At 57.2% G+C, this 17288-nt stretch carries 13 protein-coding genes; 10 read left to right on the forward strand and 3 right to left on the reverse strand.

Annotation, left to right across the window (positions count from 1 at the left end):
* The 3 genes from GY169_RS15105 to GY169_RS15115 all read left to right on the forward strand — a co-directional run bounded on the left by GY169_RS15105 (position 1) and on the right by GY169_RS15115 (position 4789).
* The gene (locus GY169_RS15105; RefSeq protein WP_065356243.1) at positions 1-330 is read left to right on the forward strand and encodes a DMT family transporter; all 330 of its coding nucleotides are present in this window, start codon (positions 1-3) and stop codon (positions 328-330) included.
* A gap of 678 nt (positions 331-1008) precedes the next feature.
* A complete protein-coding gene (locus tag GY169_RS15110) occupies positions 1009-2532 on the forward strand; it encodes a sensor domain-containing diguanylate cyclase (RefSeq protein ID WP_167576228.1) in 1524 nt (507 codons plus the stop codon).
* Between the two features lie 163 nt (positions 2533-2695).
* Positions 2696-4789 carry a heparinase II/III family protein gene (locus GY169_RS15115; protein ID WP_167576229.1) on the forward strand — a complete coding sequence of 698 codons (2094 nt, stop codon included), beginning with the start codon at positions 2696-2698 and terminating at the stop codon, positions 4787-4789.
* Here GY169_RS15115 and GY169_RS15120 read toward each other — a convergent pair whose 3' ends face one another.
* Positions 4790-5485: a FadR/GntR family transcriptional regulator gene (locus GY169_RS15120; RefSeq protein WP_163447925.1), complete on the reverse strand. Its 696-nt coding sequence runs from the start codon at positions 5483-5485 to the stop codon at positions 4790-4792.
* Positions 5486-5801: 316 nt separating this feature from the next.
* On the opposite strand from GY169_RS15120, the gene GY169_RS15125 reads away from it, so the two are divergent.
* The 3 genes from GY169_RS15125 to GY169_RS15135 all read left to right on the forward strand — a co-directional run bounded on the left by GY169_RS15125 (position 5802) and on the right by GY169_RS15135 (position 10084).
* Complete coding sequence (locus GY169_RS15125) at positions 5802-7586, forward strand: sodium:solute symporter family transporter (protein ID WP_167576230.1); 1785 nt, start codon at positions 5802-5804, stop codon at positions 7584-7586.
* A complete protein-coding gene (locus tag GY169_RS15130) occupies positions 7564-8340 on the forward strand; it encodes an SDR family NAD(P)-dependent oxidoreductase (RefSeq protein WP_163447923.1) in 777 nt (258 codons plus the stop codon). The genes GY169_RS15125 and GY169_RS15130 overlap by 23 nt, the downstream gene beginning before the upstream one ends.
* Before the next feature lie 181 nt (positions 8341-8521).
* The gene (locus GY169_RS15135; protein WP_167577317.1) at positions 8522-10084 is read left to right on the forward strand and encodes an EAL domain-containing protein; all 1563 of its coding nucleotides are present in this window, start codon (positions 8522-8524) and stop codon (positions 10082-10084) included.
* Here GY169_RS15135 and GY169_RS15140 read toward each other — a convergent pair.
* Positions 10081-10437, reverse strand: a complete 357-nt coding sequence (locus GY169_RS15140; protein ID WP_223882107.1) for a hypothetical protein — start codon at positions 10435-10437, stop codon at positions 10081-10083. The two genes, GY169_RS15135 and GY169_RS15140, sit on opposite strands and share 4 nt — an antisense overlap.
* Positions 10438-10628: 191 nt before the next feature.
* The gene (locus GY169_RS15145; RefSeq protein ID WP_167576231.1) at positions 10629-11987 is read right to left on the reverse strand and encodes an NtaA/DmoA family FMN-dependent monooxygenase; all 1359 of its coding nucleotides are present in this window, start codon (positions 11985-11987) and stop codon (positions 10629-10631) included.
* Between the two features lie 231 nt (positions 11988-12218).
* Here GY169_RS15145 and GY169_RS15150 point away from each other — a divergent pair, with 231 nt between their 5' ends.
* The 4 genes from GY169_RS15150 to GY169_RS15165 are packed head-to-tail and all read left to right on the forward strand — an operon-like array spanning position 12219 to position 17283.
* Entirely contained in the window at positions 12219-13841 is a 1623-nt protein-coding gene (locus GY169_RS15150) for an ABC transporter substrate-binding protein (protein WP_167576232.1), read from the forward strand.
* Complete coding sequence (locus tag GY169_RS15155; RefSeq protein WP_163447921.1) at positions 13838-14791, forward strand: ABC transporter permease; 954 nt, start codon at positions 13838-13840, stop codon at positions 14789-14791. The genes GY169_RS15150 and GY169_RS15155 overlap by 4 nt, the downstream gene beginning before the upstream one ends.
* Before the next feature lie 2 nt (positions 14792-14793).
* Positions 14794-15630, forward strand: coding sequence for an ABC transporter permease (locus GY169_RS15160; RefSeq protein ID WP_167576233.1), 837 nt, complete (start codon positions 14794-14796; stop codon positions 15628-15630).
* 12 nt (positions 15631-15642) lie between these two features.
* On the forward strand, positions 15643-17283 hold the full coding sequence (locus GY169_RS15165; protein WP_167576234.1) for a dipeptide ABC transporter ATP-binding protein: 1641 nt from the start codon (positions 15643-15645) through the stop codon (positions 17281-17283).
* The last annotated feature ends 5 nt before the right edge of the window (positions 17284-17288 follow it).

Raw genomic sequence — 17288 nt, forward strand, 5'->3', positions numbered from 1 at the left:
ATGTTTAATCTCGGATTTTTATGGCTGGCGCTGTCTATCGGCTCCGAAATCACCGGCACCTCGATGATCAAAAAAACCAACGGCTTTAGTAAACTGGGGCCATCAGTGCTGGTGGTTTGCGCTTACGCGCTGTGCTATTTCGCCCTGACCCGCGCCATGAGCACCATCCCCGTTGGCGTGGCCTACTCACTGTGGTGCGGTTTTGGCATCGTGGGCGTCACCATCTTCTCGATGATTCTCTATAAGCAGAAGCCCGATCTACCCGCGATTTTCGCCATGCTGTTGATTATCAGCGGCGGCGTGATCATGAACGTCTTCTCCGGAATGTAATAGACAATAGAGACCTTCCCTGGTCGGGAAGGTCTCTGCACGGCGAGCGCTTAATATCCCTCAGGATGAGAAATAATTTTTCCCCGTTATATTTAGCCCTCTCACCCTTCAGCATCAGAAATCTGCATCCACCTTTCAGGAAATATTATTTCCGCAAGGAAAGAAGATTTATTTCCCATCGCCGCGAAAAAATACCTCTCCGAAAATTATTCTCCATCAAACAAATGTAAATATCCGAAACATTATTACACAATAGCATTAACGTTCCCCAAAAAGTTATTACACATAGCCTAAGCCATCACTTACGATCATATTTTTATTAGAGTAAATGACCACAATCACATTGTTTTAAAAGGAAATTAATCCATATGAAATGATAACGACAGATCGTTTTCGCCAATCAATAAAGGGATATCGATCGTTGTCATCTGGCTTATTGCTAATACCCGTGACGATCGGTTTCAACGATCAATATGAATTAGTTCAATCGCCTTTGACAATGGTATTTACAGGTTGTAACATTCGCAGCCTTTAATTAAAGGCAGTAAATCGAGTGAGTGTGCGTAGCGTATTTACATCGGGAAAATAATAATTTTCAGTGGTTATTTACTACCGTCATACCCAAAAAATCGTTCTTGCGTGAATGGATTTATTGATTTTTTGCTTCTGGAGAAAGCTGTGATTCGGAACCTGAATTTCCGCCGCCCGTTAAATATCTGTTTCCTGAAAACGGCCATTATTTTCACCCTCGCCTGCATCGCAGTGCTGGCGGTGCAGTGGCACGACGTCAAAAGCAGCTATCAACGGCAAAACATGCGCGACGTGCAGAATCTGGCCGCTTACACCGCAAAGTACCTTCACGACTACGACATCATGCTCGATGAAACCATCGAGCAGTTTATCAGCATCAAACAAGATAAGAAGAATGACGACGGCGAACTCCGTCACTGGCTGTTTGAGCGCTTTAGCACCATGCCCGACGCCCGTACCTTGGTGTACGCCGACCAGCAAGGGGGTTTTATCCGTCTGCCCAACGTTGAGCTCAACGACAAAACCGAGGAAGACACCGACCCGCGCCACAAGATCTGGTATATGGCGGCCATTCGCGATGACGGAGGCAATACGCACTATACCCGCAGTCGGGATATTTTTGATGATGCCGTCAGCACTCTCACGCTCTCCAAATCGCTGATCAACAACGTAGACGGCGAAAAGCTTGGCGTGCTGGCCATCCGGCTTAATCAGGAACCCAGCATGGATATCTTGAACGCCGCCTACTCCACCCTGCCGGGGCGCAAGTGGATCATGGATAACGAAGGCCAGCAGATAACCAATGAAAGAGAGGCGGTGAATCCCCAGACGCTGGCCAACGTCGCCCCCCGACTCAATAAACAGACGCCCTTTTTCTATCTGCCTGACAGCGAAAGGTGGTATTTCTGCAGCGCGGTGGGCGACACCACGTGGTTTCTGGTTCATGAAGTGCGCAATAGCGATTTAATCTCGCAGGTCTTCACCCACAGCCTGAACGTTATCTACTGTCTGGCCTTCGGCCTGCTGGCGCTGTTTGTCTGTTGGTGGATGGTGCGCTCTTCTCTCAACGGCCTCTATATCAGCATCGCGAACGGTATTCGCAACGGCGCCATCGAACTTAAAGCTGCGGAAGAGATGCTGTATGAAGAGATCCACAATACCACCGTGCAGCAAGAAATGATTAAAAACGAAGCGCTGACCGATGGTCTCACCGAGCTCAAGAACCGCCGGGCTTTTGATAACGATATTGAATTTCTTCAACAGACCAACGATCTGTGCATCGCCATGATCGATATCGATAACTTTAAGACCATCAACGATACTTACGGCCACGCGGTTGGCGATATGGTCCTCAGGACGGTAGCGGATATCGGGCTGCGTCTGCGCGGAATGGATAACATCACCCTCTACCGCTACGGCGGCGAGGAGATTGTCGTCCTGTTTCACGGGATGACGCAGCACGACGCGTTGGCGTTTCTGGAACGCTGGCGTGAAACCTGCGAGCAGCGACACTTTCGCGAGACGAACCTGCGCGTCACCTTCAGCGGCGGCATCGCCACCAAAGACGATATGCGCGTAGAAGAGGCGCTGGTGCTGGCGGATAAGCGGCTTTACGAAGCCAAGCGAAATGGTAAAAACCGCATTATCGGCGAGTCGCTGACCTCCGCTTGAGCATTCTGCGGCTCAGGGCTGATAGCATCTATAGTATGACAAATAATGTTTATTTTGTGACCTCACATGCAACTTAAAGCCATAGCGCTGGCTGTTAATGAGGTGATAGGTTTATTTTTTGCATCAAATAGTCATACTAATAAACATGACCTGGAGATGCTTGATGATCCTCGACCGCTCCCTTTTCCTCTCCCCTTCTGATATTACGGCGCTGCGGGCGTGTTTCACGCACGATACGCAGCCCGGCATCACGCTGCGCCACCAACGCCAGCAGCTGGAAGCCTGGCTGGCTCGCCCGCAGTGGATCCCCGGTCACGGCGAAGGCGGCGGCCCGGAACATGCCCGGCATAAATACAATTATCAGATGATGGATCTCGCCGGGCTCCACTGGCTGCTGAGCGGCGACGTCCGCTACCGCGACGCCCTGCTCGCGCTGCTGCGCGGCTATGCCGACGTCTACCCGACGCTGGGCAGCGCCACCAGCCGCGACAGCAATCCGCCGGGCAGGCTATTCCACCAGACGCTCAACGAAGATATGTTTTTACTTTACGCCGCCGGAGCGTGGGCCTGCGTGAAAGGCTCGGCCAGCGAGGCAGACCGCGCGCATATTGAAGAAAACTTGCTGTGCCTGATGGTGCGTGAGGCCATTACCGTCCACCGGGACACCTTCGATATCGTCCACAACCATGGCATGTGGTCGGTGGCCGCCATCGCGCTGTGCGGCCTGGCTACCGACCATCCCGAGTGGGTGGAGATCGCCCTGCACGGTAAGCTGCGCGATGACGTCAGCGGCGGATTTTACGCCCAGCTTAACCAGCTGTTTTCTGTCGACGGCTACTATATCGAAGGGCTTTACTACCAGCGTTTCGCGCTGCGCCCCATGCTGCTATTTGCCGCGGCGCTTGACCGCTGCCAGCCGGAACGGGAAATCTGGTCCTACGGCGATCGTTTAATCCAGCGCGCCTGCGTCACGCTGTTCGATATGGCGTTCCCGGACGGCACTCTGCCAGCACTGAACGATGCCTCGAAAACCATGAATCTGCGCGACGAAGGCGCGCTGATGGCGGTCAGCCTGTGTCGCCAGCACTACGGCCCATCGTCTCAGCTTTCGGCTATCGCCCACTATCAACAGGCATGCTGGCCGTGCCGGGGAACGCTATTACTCAGCGAAGATGCGCAAGCACCGGGTGAAGTCACGGTCCGCCGTTCGCAGTTGGTGCGCGACGGCGTGGCAGGCGATCGCGGCGCAGGCGGTATTCTGCGCGCTCAGCCTGACGGAGAATCGGAGAGTATGGCGCTGCTTTGGTGGGGCGGGCATGGCAATATCGCCGGTATGCACAGCGCCCTGAACCACGGCCATTTTGACGGACTGCACCTCAGCTACTTTACCCGTGGGCACGAAATCCTCCAGGACTACGGCTTCGCCCGCTGGGTTAACGTCGAACCTAAATTCGGCGGTCGCTACGTGGCGGAAAATAACGGCTACGCCAAGAAAACCGTGGCCCACAACACCGTGGTGGTGGATGAAGGCTGCCAGAATCAGGGCGACAAAGAACGGGCGGCGGCGCGTTACGGAAATACCCATTTCTTTACCGGCAGCGGCCCATATCAGGGCATGAGCGCCTTTGCCGACGACTACTGGCCGGGGGTTAACCAACAGCGCACGGTCCTGTTGCTCACGCTGCCGCAGTGCGAGCGCCCGCTACTGGTCGATCTGTTTGCGCTGTACAGCGACAACCGTCATCAGTATGACTATTGCCTGCACACTCTGGGGCAAATCATCCACTGCAACCGTGAACTGAAGGCGGAACCTACCCGCTCGCCGCTCGGCACCTCGCAAGGCTATGAGCACCTTTGGCGCTGCGCCTGTGGCCCGGTGCCCGCCGCAGAGGCGGCGCAGTTGAGCTGGCTATACGGCGACAGCTTCTACACGCTGACCAGCACAATGCCACAGCCCGGCGAGCTGATAATCGCCCGGACAGGTGCCAGCGATCCGGCGTTTAACCTGCGCGAGGAGCCCGCGTGGCTGTTACGAACGCATGCGCAAAACACGCTGTTTGCCAACGTGCTGGAGTGCCACGGCGAGTTTGACGAGTCGCGGGAAGTTTCGCGACAGGCGCGGGGGAACGTACGGGAAGTGATGATTGAGGAACACAGCGCGGCGCAGACGGTAGTGTTAATCGCCTTCCACCAGGGCGAGCCCTGCCGGATAGCGGTAGATAACCGCCGCGGACACGGCGGGTTCAGCGTGGCGTAATCAGAGGCGGTGTTTGCTGGCGTCCATCATGCCGAGGGACGCCTGGAACGCCGCCTCCGCATCGCCCGCCATAATCGCTTTATAGATGCGCTCATGGTCGTCGAGACACATGCCGCCCTCTTTTGAGGAGTGGCTGATAAACCATTTGAACACCGTGGTCAGCACGTTGCCAAACGGCTGATAGAAGCAGTTACCGGACGACATAAAAATGATGCGGTGAAAGCGCGTATCGGCATCCACCCACCGTTCAGCGTCAAAATTTTGCGCAATGCGGCACATTTCTTCCCAGGTCTGTGACAACGCGATGCACTGCTCGCGCGTGGCATTTATCGCCGCCAGACGGGTCGCGTGCGGCTCAATCACCCGCCGGAACTCAAGAAACTGCTGGTACATTTCCAGCGTGCCTTCCATGCCGCTCAGCCATTCCAGCAGCTGTACGTCGAGAATATTCCAGTCGGTGCGGGCGCGAACGCGGGTACCGGTTTTCGGCCGCGACTCCAGCAAGCCTTTAGACGATACTAGTTTCAGCGCCTCGCGCAGCGCCGTGCGGCTGACTCCCAGCTGTTCACACAGCTCAACTTCGGCCGGTAATACGGTGCCAGGCTGCAGCTGACCGGAGAAAATCTTGCGGGCAATGTCGCTGGCAATCAGGCCATCCAGGCCGCGCTGTGTCGTCGTAATCGTCGTGAAGTTCATGCTTTTGTCATACCTGAACAAGAATTATGTCTCAGTGTAACATAGCCAGGGGGATCGATTAGCGCATCCAGCGCAATTTTCTCGGCTTTTTCCGTACATTTAACCATCACTCGACAGCCTGATATCGCATTTAGTCATACTAATAAGGATCGTTTTTACGCCAAATTGTTCAATTACTCAACACAGATCACAAGTCACACTCGATAAAACGCCAAACATTGAAGTGGATCGCAAATCAGCTCACGCCAATTTTATTAGTCATACTAAATGACAAATAATACTTCATCTCCTGATACAACTCGCGAGTGTGGACATAATGGATATCAACATTATTGTGATGGTGGTGTACTTCGTGCTGATGATTGCTATCAGCTACGCGTTCAAAAAAATGGGTACCGGGTCGGCAAGCCACTACTTCCGCGGCGGCGGCAGGATGCTGTGGTGGATGGTGGGCGCGACGGCGTTCATGGCGCAGTTCAGCGCCTGGACCTTCACCGGCGCCGCCGGTCAGGCCTATCGCTACGGCTTTACGGCCATCGGCGTCTTTGCCGGTAACGTCATTGGTTACATCGTCGGCTGGTGGTGGTTCGCCACCCGTTTCCGCCAGCTGCGGGTCGATACGCCCACTCAGGCCATCAGCCAGCGCTTTGGCCCGAAAAACGAGCAGTTCTTTACCTGGATCCTGATTCCGCTCAGCATCCTTAACGCGGGCGTGTGGCTTAACAGCTTGGCGGTGTTTGCCAGCGCGGTCTTTAAGTATGACTTAACGCTGACGCTGTGGATCACCGGTCTGGTGGTGCTGCTGATCTCCCTGTTGAGCGGCTCCTGGGGCGTGGTGGCCAGCGACTTCGTACAAACGCTGATTGTGGCGATTATTTCGGTGGTGTGCGCGGCGGTGGCGCTGTTTAAAGTCGGCGGCCCGGTCAAAATGGTCAACGACTTCCCGTCCGGCTTCTTTACCGGCCCGGACACCGGCCCGCACTATATTCTGATCCTGATAGTCTGCTTCGCCTTCTTCTTTGTGAAGCAACTGCAAAGCTTCAACAACCTGCAGGATTCCTATCGCTACCTGAACGCCAAGGACAGCGCCAACGCCAAAAAAGCCGCGCTGTTTGCCCTGTTCCTGATGCTGTTCGGCACCCTGATTTGGTTTATTCCGCCGTGGGCCACCGCCATTCTCTACCCGGATATGGCGCAGTCGCACCCGGAACTGGGGAAAAACGCCACCGACGCGGCCTATCTGGTGTTCTCCGAACGCGCCATGCCGGAGGGAACCGTCGGGCTGCTGATGGCCGGCCTGTTTGCCGCCACCATGTCGTCGATGGATACCGCGCTTAACCGCAACTCGGGCATTTTCGTGCGCAGTTTCTGGACGCCGGTGGTGAATCGCAATGAACCCAAAAGCGAGCACTACCTGCTGCGCGTCGGCCAGACGGCGTGCATCGTCAACGGCGTGCTGGTGATTCTGGTCGCGCAGTATATGCAATCGCTGCAAGAGCTGAGCCTGTTTGACCTGATGATTCAGGTTGGGACCCTGGCTTCCGCGCCGATTATCGTGCCGCTGTTCTTCGGCATGTTTATCCGCAAAACACCGGACTGGTCCGCATGGGGGACGGTGGTCTTTGGGCTGATTGTTTCTTACGTCATTACCCACTGGCTCACGGTGAAAGACGTGAGCGACACGCTGGGGCTGACGCTGACCAACCGTGAACTGAAAGATCTCTCCGCCGTGTGGAATATTTTCTGCCACCTGGTGTTTACCGGCGGCTTCTTCTGCCTGTCGACGCTGTTTTACCGCGAGCCGGGTAAAGCGCGCGCTTCGGTGCTCGCTACCTTCTTCAGCAATATGGAAACACCGGTCTACGCCGACCACGAGCAGGATGGCTTCGACCGCCTGCAGCGCAGCAAAATCGGCAAGATATCGCTCGCCATGGGTCTGTGCATGCTGCTGATGATCCTGATTCCTAATCCATTGTGGGGACGCCTGCTGTTCCTGCTCAGCGCTGCCGCCATCATTTTGTTCGGCTACGTTCTTTGGCGCAGTGCCTCTTCTGATTCTTCAACACAAGGGAGCAACTATGTTTACCGACCTGAAAAATAAGCGCGTATTAATCACCGGGTCCAGCGCAGGGATGGGGCTGGCCGCCGCGCTGGCGTTTGCCCGCCAGGGAGCCAAAGTCGGCATCAACAGCCATAACGTACCGCCGGAGCTGGAGGAGACGTTGAGTCTGCTGCGTCAATATGGCGGCGAGGTCGAATTCTTGCAGGCTGATGTCACCCGCTCGGACGAATGCGCTCACCTGGTCGCCGCGTTTGTTGAACGCTTCGGCGGCCTGGACGTGTTGATTAACAACGCCGGCGGTCTCGGAGGGCGAGCCAACCTGGAAGCCATTGACGATGAATTTTACGACCGGGTGATGGATCTCAACGCCCGCTCGGCGCTGATGATGACCCGCTTTGCCATTCCGCATTTACGTGCGGCGGCGAAAGCCCGAGGCGAAACCACCTGCGTTATCAGCACCGGTTCCATCGCCGGGCGCGAGGGCGGCGGCGTGGGGGCGGGCGTCTACGCGGCGTCGAAGGCATGGTTGCACGATATTCACCGTAACTGGGTGAAAGAATTTACCGTCGACGGTATCCGCTTCAATATCGTCTCACCGGGCACCATCGATACCGCGTTTCATGACGGGAAAAGCGACGAACTGCGGGCCAAAATCGCCGCCAGTATTCCGATGGGCCGCTTTGGCACCGCTGAGGAGGTTGCGCCAGCGTTCTTGTTCTTCGCATCGCACGCCTGCAGCGGCTATATCACCGGGCAGATTCTGGACGTCAACGGCGGACAAATGGCGCCATAATGGATAAAAAACGCCCCTTCAGTTCATCCTGAAGGGGTATTTCGCTTCGAGCCAAAATCGGTATCCAGCAGAATGATAGGCATAATCTTTATATTGTTATAGTCCGGAGCCCCCTGCCAACGATATAATCAGCAGCGAATAAATCGCTTAATAACCTCCGCTCGAGCACCAGGAATTTATGATGACCACGCAGCGTCTGGTGAGCATAATCACGGGCGTGCTGATTATCCTAATCATTCTGCCCATTACGCTCAGCCTGTGGCTGGCCCACCGCCAGGCCCACGAACTCTTTGACCAGGAGTTAAACAACTACGCCGCACGGGTCATGGCGCGTTCAGAGCGCGTCAAGCAACAAACGCGTACCGCGCTGGAAGAGGTCAGCCGCTTCCGGGGCGAGACCTGTAGCCTGGCGCATCTGCGTCAATTGCAAAAGATGTCCTATATTCATCAATACGTGCAGAGCGTGTTTTTCCTTGAAAACGCGGTCCACCCCTGCGCCCTGTTGGGCAATAGTCTGGGCGAAAAGGTCCCTGACTCCGAATTTACCGCCCCCGGCGGTTATCAGGTGTGGCTGGTGTCGCGTCACGACCTGCAAACCGACGACAAAATGGTCGCCGTCAGCAACGGCAGGTACGTTGCCATTGTGGATCCCGATTCACTGATCGACGTCTTGCCGCACCCTCACTACCCCATTCATGCCGCGTTGATCAGTACGAAAGGGTATCAGGTGATCACCAGCAATGCGCCTGTCGACGCGGACTTCTGGCAAAAAAATCTGCATGTCTTTCAGCCGACAATCGAAAAAGACGGCATCGTTTACCACCAGCAGCTTCTGCCAACGGTGGGGGCGATTTTACTGACATGGTCTTCCCTGCAGCCGATGGAATCCAGCTTGCGCCACCAGCTGATGATTTGGGTGCCGTTGGGCATACTCCTGAGTCTCATCACGGCATTTTTGATGCTGCGTCTTCTGCGCCGCCTGCGTTCATCACATTACCGCATTCTCGATGCCATACGGACGAAGGAAATCAGCGTGCACTATCAGCCGGTGGTCGACCTGAAGAGCGGACGCATCGTCGGCGCCGAAGCGCTGGCCCGCTGGCAGCAGCCGGACGGCCACTGGCTACCGCCGGATATTTTCATCCCGCTGGCCGAGCAAACCGGCGTTATTAATCAACTGACCGAATATATCGTGCGTACGGTATTTGACGATCTCGGGAACTGGCTGGCCGCGCATCCACAACAACATATTGCGATTAATTTCTCCGCCGCCGACCTCAGTTCGCCTCCCCTGCCGACGCTCGTCAAACAACTGCTCACGCAGTGGCAGGTTGCCGCCAATCAGATTGCGATTGAAATTACCGAGCGCGAACTCATCACCCCCAAAACCGCGTGCCCGGTGATTCAGGCCTACCGGGAAATGGGCCATACCATTTGTATTGATGATTTTGGCGTCGGCTATTCAAGCCTCAGCTACTTGCAGGATCTGGACATCGACACGCTGAAGATCGATAAATCCTTCGTCGAAAGCCTGGAACACAATCGCGTGACCGGCCATATCATCGATATGGCAAAATCGCTCAACCTGACGATGGTGGCCGAAGGGATTGAAACTCCCGCGCAACGCGACTGGCTGCTCGCCCACGGCGTGCAGACCGGACAGGGTTGGCTATTCAGCCCGGCGCTGGCGAAAAAAGCGTTTATCCACTGGGCGAACGATAACCTACAGGCAGGCGAACGTTAATGGTGATAGGCCAGCGTCTGCGCATGGAGCGGGCTTTCGGAAAGCTTCTGGCAGCGCTGTAGTGTCCCCTTCCCCGCATAGCGATATAAAAACTCGCCGCTACGGCTGCGGTGGATAAGCCTGTCGCCATTGCTAAAGCTGACCACCTCGACACCGTTATCCTGACGGTGGCCAGCGCCGACTTCATAATGCCCCTGCCACAGTTCCGATACATGACCATAGACATGGAGAGTAACCTCCACCAGGCCGCGCGACGGGCAATGAAGCTGCAGCGCCGTCGAGTTAAAATTCAGCGCCAGAGATGAGGGGGAAATTAAAATAAACGATAATAATAACAGCAGATTCTTCATCATTTTATAGGTAAACAGACTCAATATGAGGCGCTACCATACAGGCCTGATGAATATAACGTTTTTGTTCTGACGCAATAAAAACGAAGAAACAGAAATGGATATTACGAAATAAAATAGACTTCACATTCTCATAAGCAATAAGCGGAAATAACATTTCCGCTTATTACTCAAATAAAGAAACTTTATTTCCGCTATTTAATCTGCGCGGGATGATCGGCTGCGGGCTCGGCGCTGCCATCCGGGAATAAGCGCTGACGCAACGTGGCGGCTTCGCCAGCATTGCCCAACAGCCCCCGCTGTTTTAGCGCGGGTATCACCCAGCGAGCAAAATCTTCAAAGCAGCCCGGCGACAGCCATTGCGCCAGGTTAATGCCGTCGGTGTCGCTCTCCTCCAGCCACTGTTCCAGCTGTGCGGCCACGCTGTCGCCGCTGCCGACAAACGTTTTTTGCCGCCCCAGACCCTGTTCAGGATGAAACACTTCACGCAGCGTGCGGCTCGGTTGCCCGTCTTCGCCAGTGACCATTTTCAGCAGCGAACGGTTAGAGTTCGTCTGCTGCCAGGCCAGAGGCGCATCCAGCGAATGACCAGCGAGATCGACCCCGGTGCTGGCCCCGTAGTGAATCAGCGCCCCTTGCAAATCGTAGCGGGCGCGCCGTTCAGCATAGCGCGCCTGCGCGTCATGTTCGCTTTCCCCGGTAATCACCGTCACCGCGCTGATAAACTTAATCGCCCCCGGCGCGCGTCCCAACGCCGCCGCCCGCGCCTTAATTGCCGCCACCTGTCGGCGCACGCCGCTGGCGTCCAGCCCGGCGACAAACACCACTTCGGCATGCTTCGCGGCAAAATCAATGCCGCGCGGCGAGCCGCCGGCCTGGAAAATCACCGGCGTGCGCTGCGGGCTGGGCTCAGAAAGATGGGCATCCGGCACCGAAAACCAGCGCCCGCGATGGTTGACCGCATGGACTTTCTGCGGGTCGCTGTAGATGCCCGCCGCCTTATCGCGCCTCAGCGCCGCACGCTCCCAGGAGTGTTGCCACAATTTATAGCTCACGGTCAGAAACTCATCGGCGCGATCGTAGCGTTCGTCGTGGTCCATCTGTTTTTCCAGCCCCAGATTGCGCGCCGCGCTCTCCAGCTGTGACGTCACCACATTCCAGGCAATACGCCCGCCGGTCAGGTGATCGAGGGTGGTAAATTTGCGTGCCAGCAGATAAGGCTGTTCATAGGTGGTGGAGACCGTGATCCCAAATCCCAGCCGCTGCGTCTGCGCCGCCATGGCGGAAACCAGCAGCAGCGGGTCAATCAGCGGCGACTGAATCCCCTGCACCAGTGATGCCGCCGGGCTGCCTTGCCAGCTATCAATCAGCCCCAGCGCATCGGCAATAAACAGGCAGTCAAAGCCGTTATCTTCCAGCAGCTTTGCCAGCGCCACCCAGTATTCAATATCGGTATAGCGATAACTTTGGTCCTGTGGGTCACGCCACATGCCGTAGTTAATGTGGGAAACCGCCGCCATCGTAAACCCACTGAGAATAATGTTATTGCGCATGTTATTTACCGAAATAAAAAGAACTGACCTTAAATAAAACAATTTTTATCGACAATGAATAAATCCGGCAAACTAAAGCCAAAAACCGCAAATAAGAAAAGCAGAAAACAAAATCACAAATGCGTATTTATTCTCTTTTTTATCCGGTGCTAGTATCGCCGTCTGACCTGATCCCCATAAAAAAATCAGGCAAATATTAAAAACACCTGCATTCGCAAATCGGACATCGTTATGAAAAACAATCAATTTTCATCCGGGATATCATTATCTCGCCGTAAGCTATTACAGCTCACCGCCATTTCCACCACATTATTTATGGGATTAGGATTACCCGGTTTGTCCTTTGCTGAAGACGGTGATGAGAAATCGCGTTATGGCAAAACGTTAATTATTGGCCAGGCGCTGGAACCGACCATTTACGATCCCAACCGCCAGTATTCTTATGAAACTTACCGGGTAGACAAACATATTTATGAGTCGCTGGTGGCCGAAGATCTCTCGGTTCCGGCGGCAAAGGGCACCCCGCCGATCGTTCCCGGCCTGGCGACCCATTGGGACGTTAACGACAACGCGACCGTCTACACCTTTCACCTGCGTGAAGGGGTTAAGTTCCACGACGGTACGCCGTTTGACGCCGAAGCGGTACGCTTCAACGTGCGCCGCTTTACCGACCCGCAGTTTGAATTCTTCGATGCCCGCTCACAGGCCACCATGGCTCAGGTTTATCGCGACCTGAAAGCGATTGAGGTTATCGACCCGCTTACCGTGCGTTACACCTTCAACCAGCCCTTCCCTGACTTCCTGCGTTTCTTGCCGCAGGGCAACTGGGTTTCCGGCATTTTCAGCCCGGCGGCGCTGAAAAAATGGGGCCAGGATGGTCTGGCGGAACACCCAACCGGGACCGGGCCGTACCGCTTTGTGCTGCGGGTTCGCAACGATCGTACCGAACTGGTGCGCAACGACGACTGGTGGGGCAAAAAACCGTATATGGAACGGCTGATCTTCCGCCCGATTCTCGACGGCAGCACCGGCGTCAGCGCGTTACAGTCCGGCCAGGTGGATATCCTGTCACGAACCCCGACCGACGCGGTCGATTTGCTCTCGCAGAGCGGCTACACGGTACATAACAGCACCGAAGCTAACCAGCTGTTCCTCGGCTGGAACTTTGCCAATAAATATACCCGCCAGCTGGCCGTGCGCCAGGCGGTGATCAAAGCCATCAACCGTGAAGAGCTGGTGAAGTCGCTGCTGAACGGCCACGCGGTGGCAAGCTACAGCATTCTTAACCGCTCAAACGAAGCCTTCCTCGCCGAGCAGAAAGACTATACCTACGACCCGGAAGGGGCGAAAAAACTGCTGGCCGACGCCGGGTATCAGCCCGGTGAAGTGAGCTTCACCATCATCACTTACGATCAAAACCAGCCGGTGATTGAGTGGATCCAACGCGATCTGAGCAAGGTTGGCATTACCGTGAAGGTGGTGTCACAGGAGTGGATTACCTACAGCTCGCACTTGGCCAACCTCGCCGACGACACCGGGCTATTCACCATGGAATGGGGGCTGATTACCCCGCAGTGGCTGAACGTGGCATGGAAAAACTACGTAGTTTCCCGCGGCAAAGGCGAAAAGGTCATTACCGGCGTCGAGCCGCTGATCGCCGAGGCCAGCGTCACCACCGATCGGCAAAAAGCGTTGACGTTGTGGCATCAGGTTAACCAGCAGTTCCAGCAGCAGGCGGCGTTTGTCCCGCTGCTTGAGCTGAACCGCGTGTTTACCTCGTCGCCCGCCGTCCAGGGCTTTAACGTCCCGGCGCAGAATTTCTACGACCTGACCCGCGTGTGGTTGAAACCATGATTCGCATCGTACTGCTTCGCCTGGCGCAGGCCGTGCCGCTGCTGTTTCTGATCTCGCTGCTGGTGTTCCTGATTGCCAAGCTGGTGCCCGGCGACCCGATCGCCAACGCGCTGGCCGGGCAGCTCTCCAGCGAGGCCATCGAACAAATCCGTCACGTCTATGGGCTGGATAAGCCTGCGGCGGTGCAGTACCTGCTGTGGCTGAAGAACCTGTTCAGCGGCGACTGGGGCACCTCGCTGACCCTGCGCGCACCGGTGATCGAAGTGCTGAGCAGCGCTTTCGCCAATACCGCGATTCTGACCGGCGCGGCGGTGCTGTTATGCCTGATACCCGGCGTCGCGGTAGGCGTAACGTGCGGCCTGTGGCAGGGCACCCGCCGTGACCGCCTGGTGATGCTGCTGGTCCAGCTCGGCCATAACATTCCCATCTTCTGGCTGGCGGTGTTTTTCATCTGGCTGTTTGCCGTGAAGCTGCGCTGGTTCCCGGTCTCGGGGATGTACGACATGCGCGGCGACCGCGGGCTGGGCGACCTGTTGCACCATCTGTTTTTACCGGCGCTCTCCACGGCGCTGATCTCGATGCTGATTCTCGCCCGTCAGGTGCGTCACAGCGTCATCGACATCATGAATGCTGACTACATCCGTACCTACCGGGCACTGGGCTATCCCACAGCGCTGTTGCTGTGGCGACACCTGGGGCGAAACCTGCTGGCGCCGATTGTCAGCATCACCGGGCTGCAAATTGGCTACCTGCTCAGCGGCGTCATCTTTATTGAGAAGATTTTCGCCTGGCCCGGCATTGGCACTCAGCTGTACAACGCCGCTGCGGGCCAGGACTACCCCACTATCCAGACCGGGGTGATGCTGATCGCCGTCTGCTTCCTCGCCGTCAACCTGCTGAGCGACATCCTGCAGGACTGGCTGGATCCCCGCCACGAAGGAGCCCGTTAACCATGACCCCTACCCTCTTCCTGCGTCGGCTTTCACGACACGGGCTGGCGCTGCTCGGCCTGTTAATTCTGCTCTGCGCGCTGCTGGTGTCGCTGTTCGCGCCGTGGCTATCGCCCTATGACCCGCTCGCGGCCTTCGACGGCCTGCGTCTGGCGCCGCCGGGTACGCCGGGCCATCTACTGGGGCTGGATAATCAGGGGCGCGATGTCTTAAGCCGTATCATCTGGGGCGGGCGCAGCCTGCTCGCCGCCTCGGTGCTGCCGATTATCTTCGCCGCGATGGTGAGCCTGGCGCTCGGCATGCTGGCGGGCTTTCGCGCGTCGGCCTTTTCCGAACTGATTATGCGCAGCATGGACATGCTGTTCGCCTTCCCGATGGTACTGCTCGCCATCGGCCTGTCGGCGGTGCTGGGCAGCGGTTATCCCACGCTCATCATTACCCTGATTTGCAGCGTTATTCCCTACCTCACCCGCGTGGTCTATCGCGATACCCGCGCCGAAGTGGCGAAAGAGTACGTCGAAGCGCTACGCGCTCAGGGGGCGTCGACTGCCGACATTCTGTTCCGTGAAATTATGCCCAACGTCGCCACGCCGCTGCTGGTGTACACCACCTCGCTGCTCGGCGGCATGGTGGTGTTCCTCGCCGGCCTGAGTTTTCTTGGCCTTGGCGTACAGCCACCGCAGGCCGATTGGGGGCGCATGGTCGGCGAAGGCGCACAAATGATGATCCTCGGCGCGCCGCACGTGGCTACCGCGCCTGCCGTGGCGATCGTACTGCTTTCGCTGGCGTTTAATTGGCTGGGGGACGGCTTGCGCGATCTCCTTGACCCTTACCAATAAGGAGCGGCAACCATGAGCCTGCTGCAAATTGCCCACCTTAACGTGCTTTTCCACCGCCAGAACGTCCAGGCGGTAAACGACGTCTCCCTGACCATTGCCCCCGGCGAAGTGCTGGCGCTGGCGGGAGAATCCGGTTCCGGTAAAAGCGTCACCGCCGCCGCCATTCTCGGCCTGCTGCCCGCCGACCAGGTGACACTGGGCGGCAGCATCACCTTCGACGGCCAGCCGCTGCTGCACCAGTCGACGGCACAGCTTAACCGCCTGCGCGGCCACGATATTGCGATGGTGTTTCAGAACTCGCTCTCCACCCTCGATCCCTCGTGGCGAGTGGGCAAACAGCTTCAGCACAATCTGCGTCGTCTGCACCCGGCGCTGGGGCGACGCGCCCTGCGCGAAGAGGCGATCGCCTGGCTGGTGCGCATGAAAATCCGCCAGCCTGAGCAGGTGATGGCGCTCTATCCGCACCAGCTCTCCGGCGGGATGCGCCAGCGTATTCTGATTGCGCTCGCCGCCATGTGCCGCCCGCGCCTGCTGATTGCCGATGAGCCCACCACCGCCCTCGACGCGACCGTACAGCGCGAGGTCCTCCAGTTGCTCAAAGAGCTGTGCCAGCAGCAGCAAATGGCGCTGTTGATCATCACCCACGATTTCGGCGTGGTGGCAGCCTTAAGCGATCGCGTTGCGGTGATGCAGTATGGGCGCATCGTTGAGCAGGCCGCCACAGCAGAACTTATTGCCGCACCGCAGCATCCCTATACCCAATCGCTGCTGGCAGCGGTGCCGTGGCCGAATATCTCACCGGTCGCCGCGCGACTCGTTGACGGTGCACCGCTGCTGCAAACCCGCGCGCTGGGTAAAGATTTCTGGCGACGCGAGCCGCACGGGTGGTGGCCGAAAAAGGTGCCGGTGACGGCGGTAAACAACGTCAATCTGCGCGTTCAGCGCGGTGAGATTGTCGGCATTATCGGCGAGTCCGGCTCCGGAAAATCAACCCTCGCGCGGCTGCTGGCGCAGCTGATCCCCGCCGATCGCGGCGAGATGCAGTTTGCTGGCGAGCCGGTGCGAACGGCAGATCCGCAAAGTGTCGCCGCCCTGCGCCGTCAGCTGCAATGCGTGTTCCAGGACAGCCTGGCGTCGTTCAACCCGCGCCTGACGCTGGAAGAACAGCTGGTGCGCCCGCAGTTTCGTCTCGGCACCGCCACACAGCGCTCGCAGGCGGTGGCCCGCGCCCAGTCGCTGTTTAGCGAAGTGGGGCTGGACGTCGGGCTGCTGCAACGCTACCCGCACCAGCTCTCCGGCGGCCAACGCCAGCGCGCCAATATCGCCCGCGCGCTGGTGGTGAATCCGCGTTTTCTGCTGCTCGACGAACCCACCTCGGCGCTGGATCTCACGGTGCAGGCGCAGGTGATGACCCTGCTCACCCGTATGCATCAACAGCACGCCCTGACCTGCCTGTTTATCAGCCACAACCTGGCGCTGGTGGCCCAGTTTTGCCAGCGCATTGTGGTGATGGCCCACGGCGAAGTCGTCGACGATTTCCCCCGCCACGCGCTGTATGCCACCGAGCGCCATCCGCTCACCCGGCAGCTGCTGGCCGCCAATTATCTGCTGCCACCGGGCGAGACAGAGACGGCCTTAAAACGATTTGCCTGACCAGT

Source organism: Kluyvera genomosp. 3 (genome assembly GCF_011765685.1).
Classification (GTDB): domain Bacteria; phylum Pseudomonadota; class Gammaproteobacteria; order Enterobacterales; family Enterobacteriaceae; genus Kluyvera; species Kluyvera georgiana_A.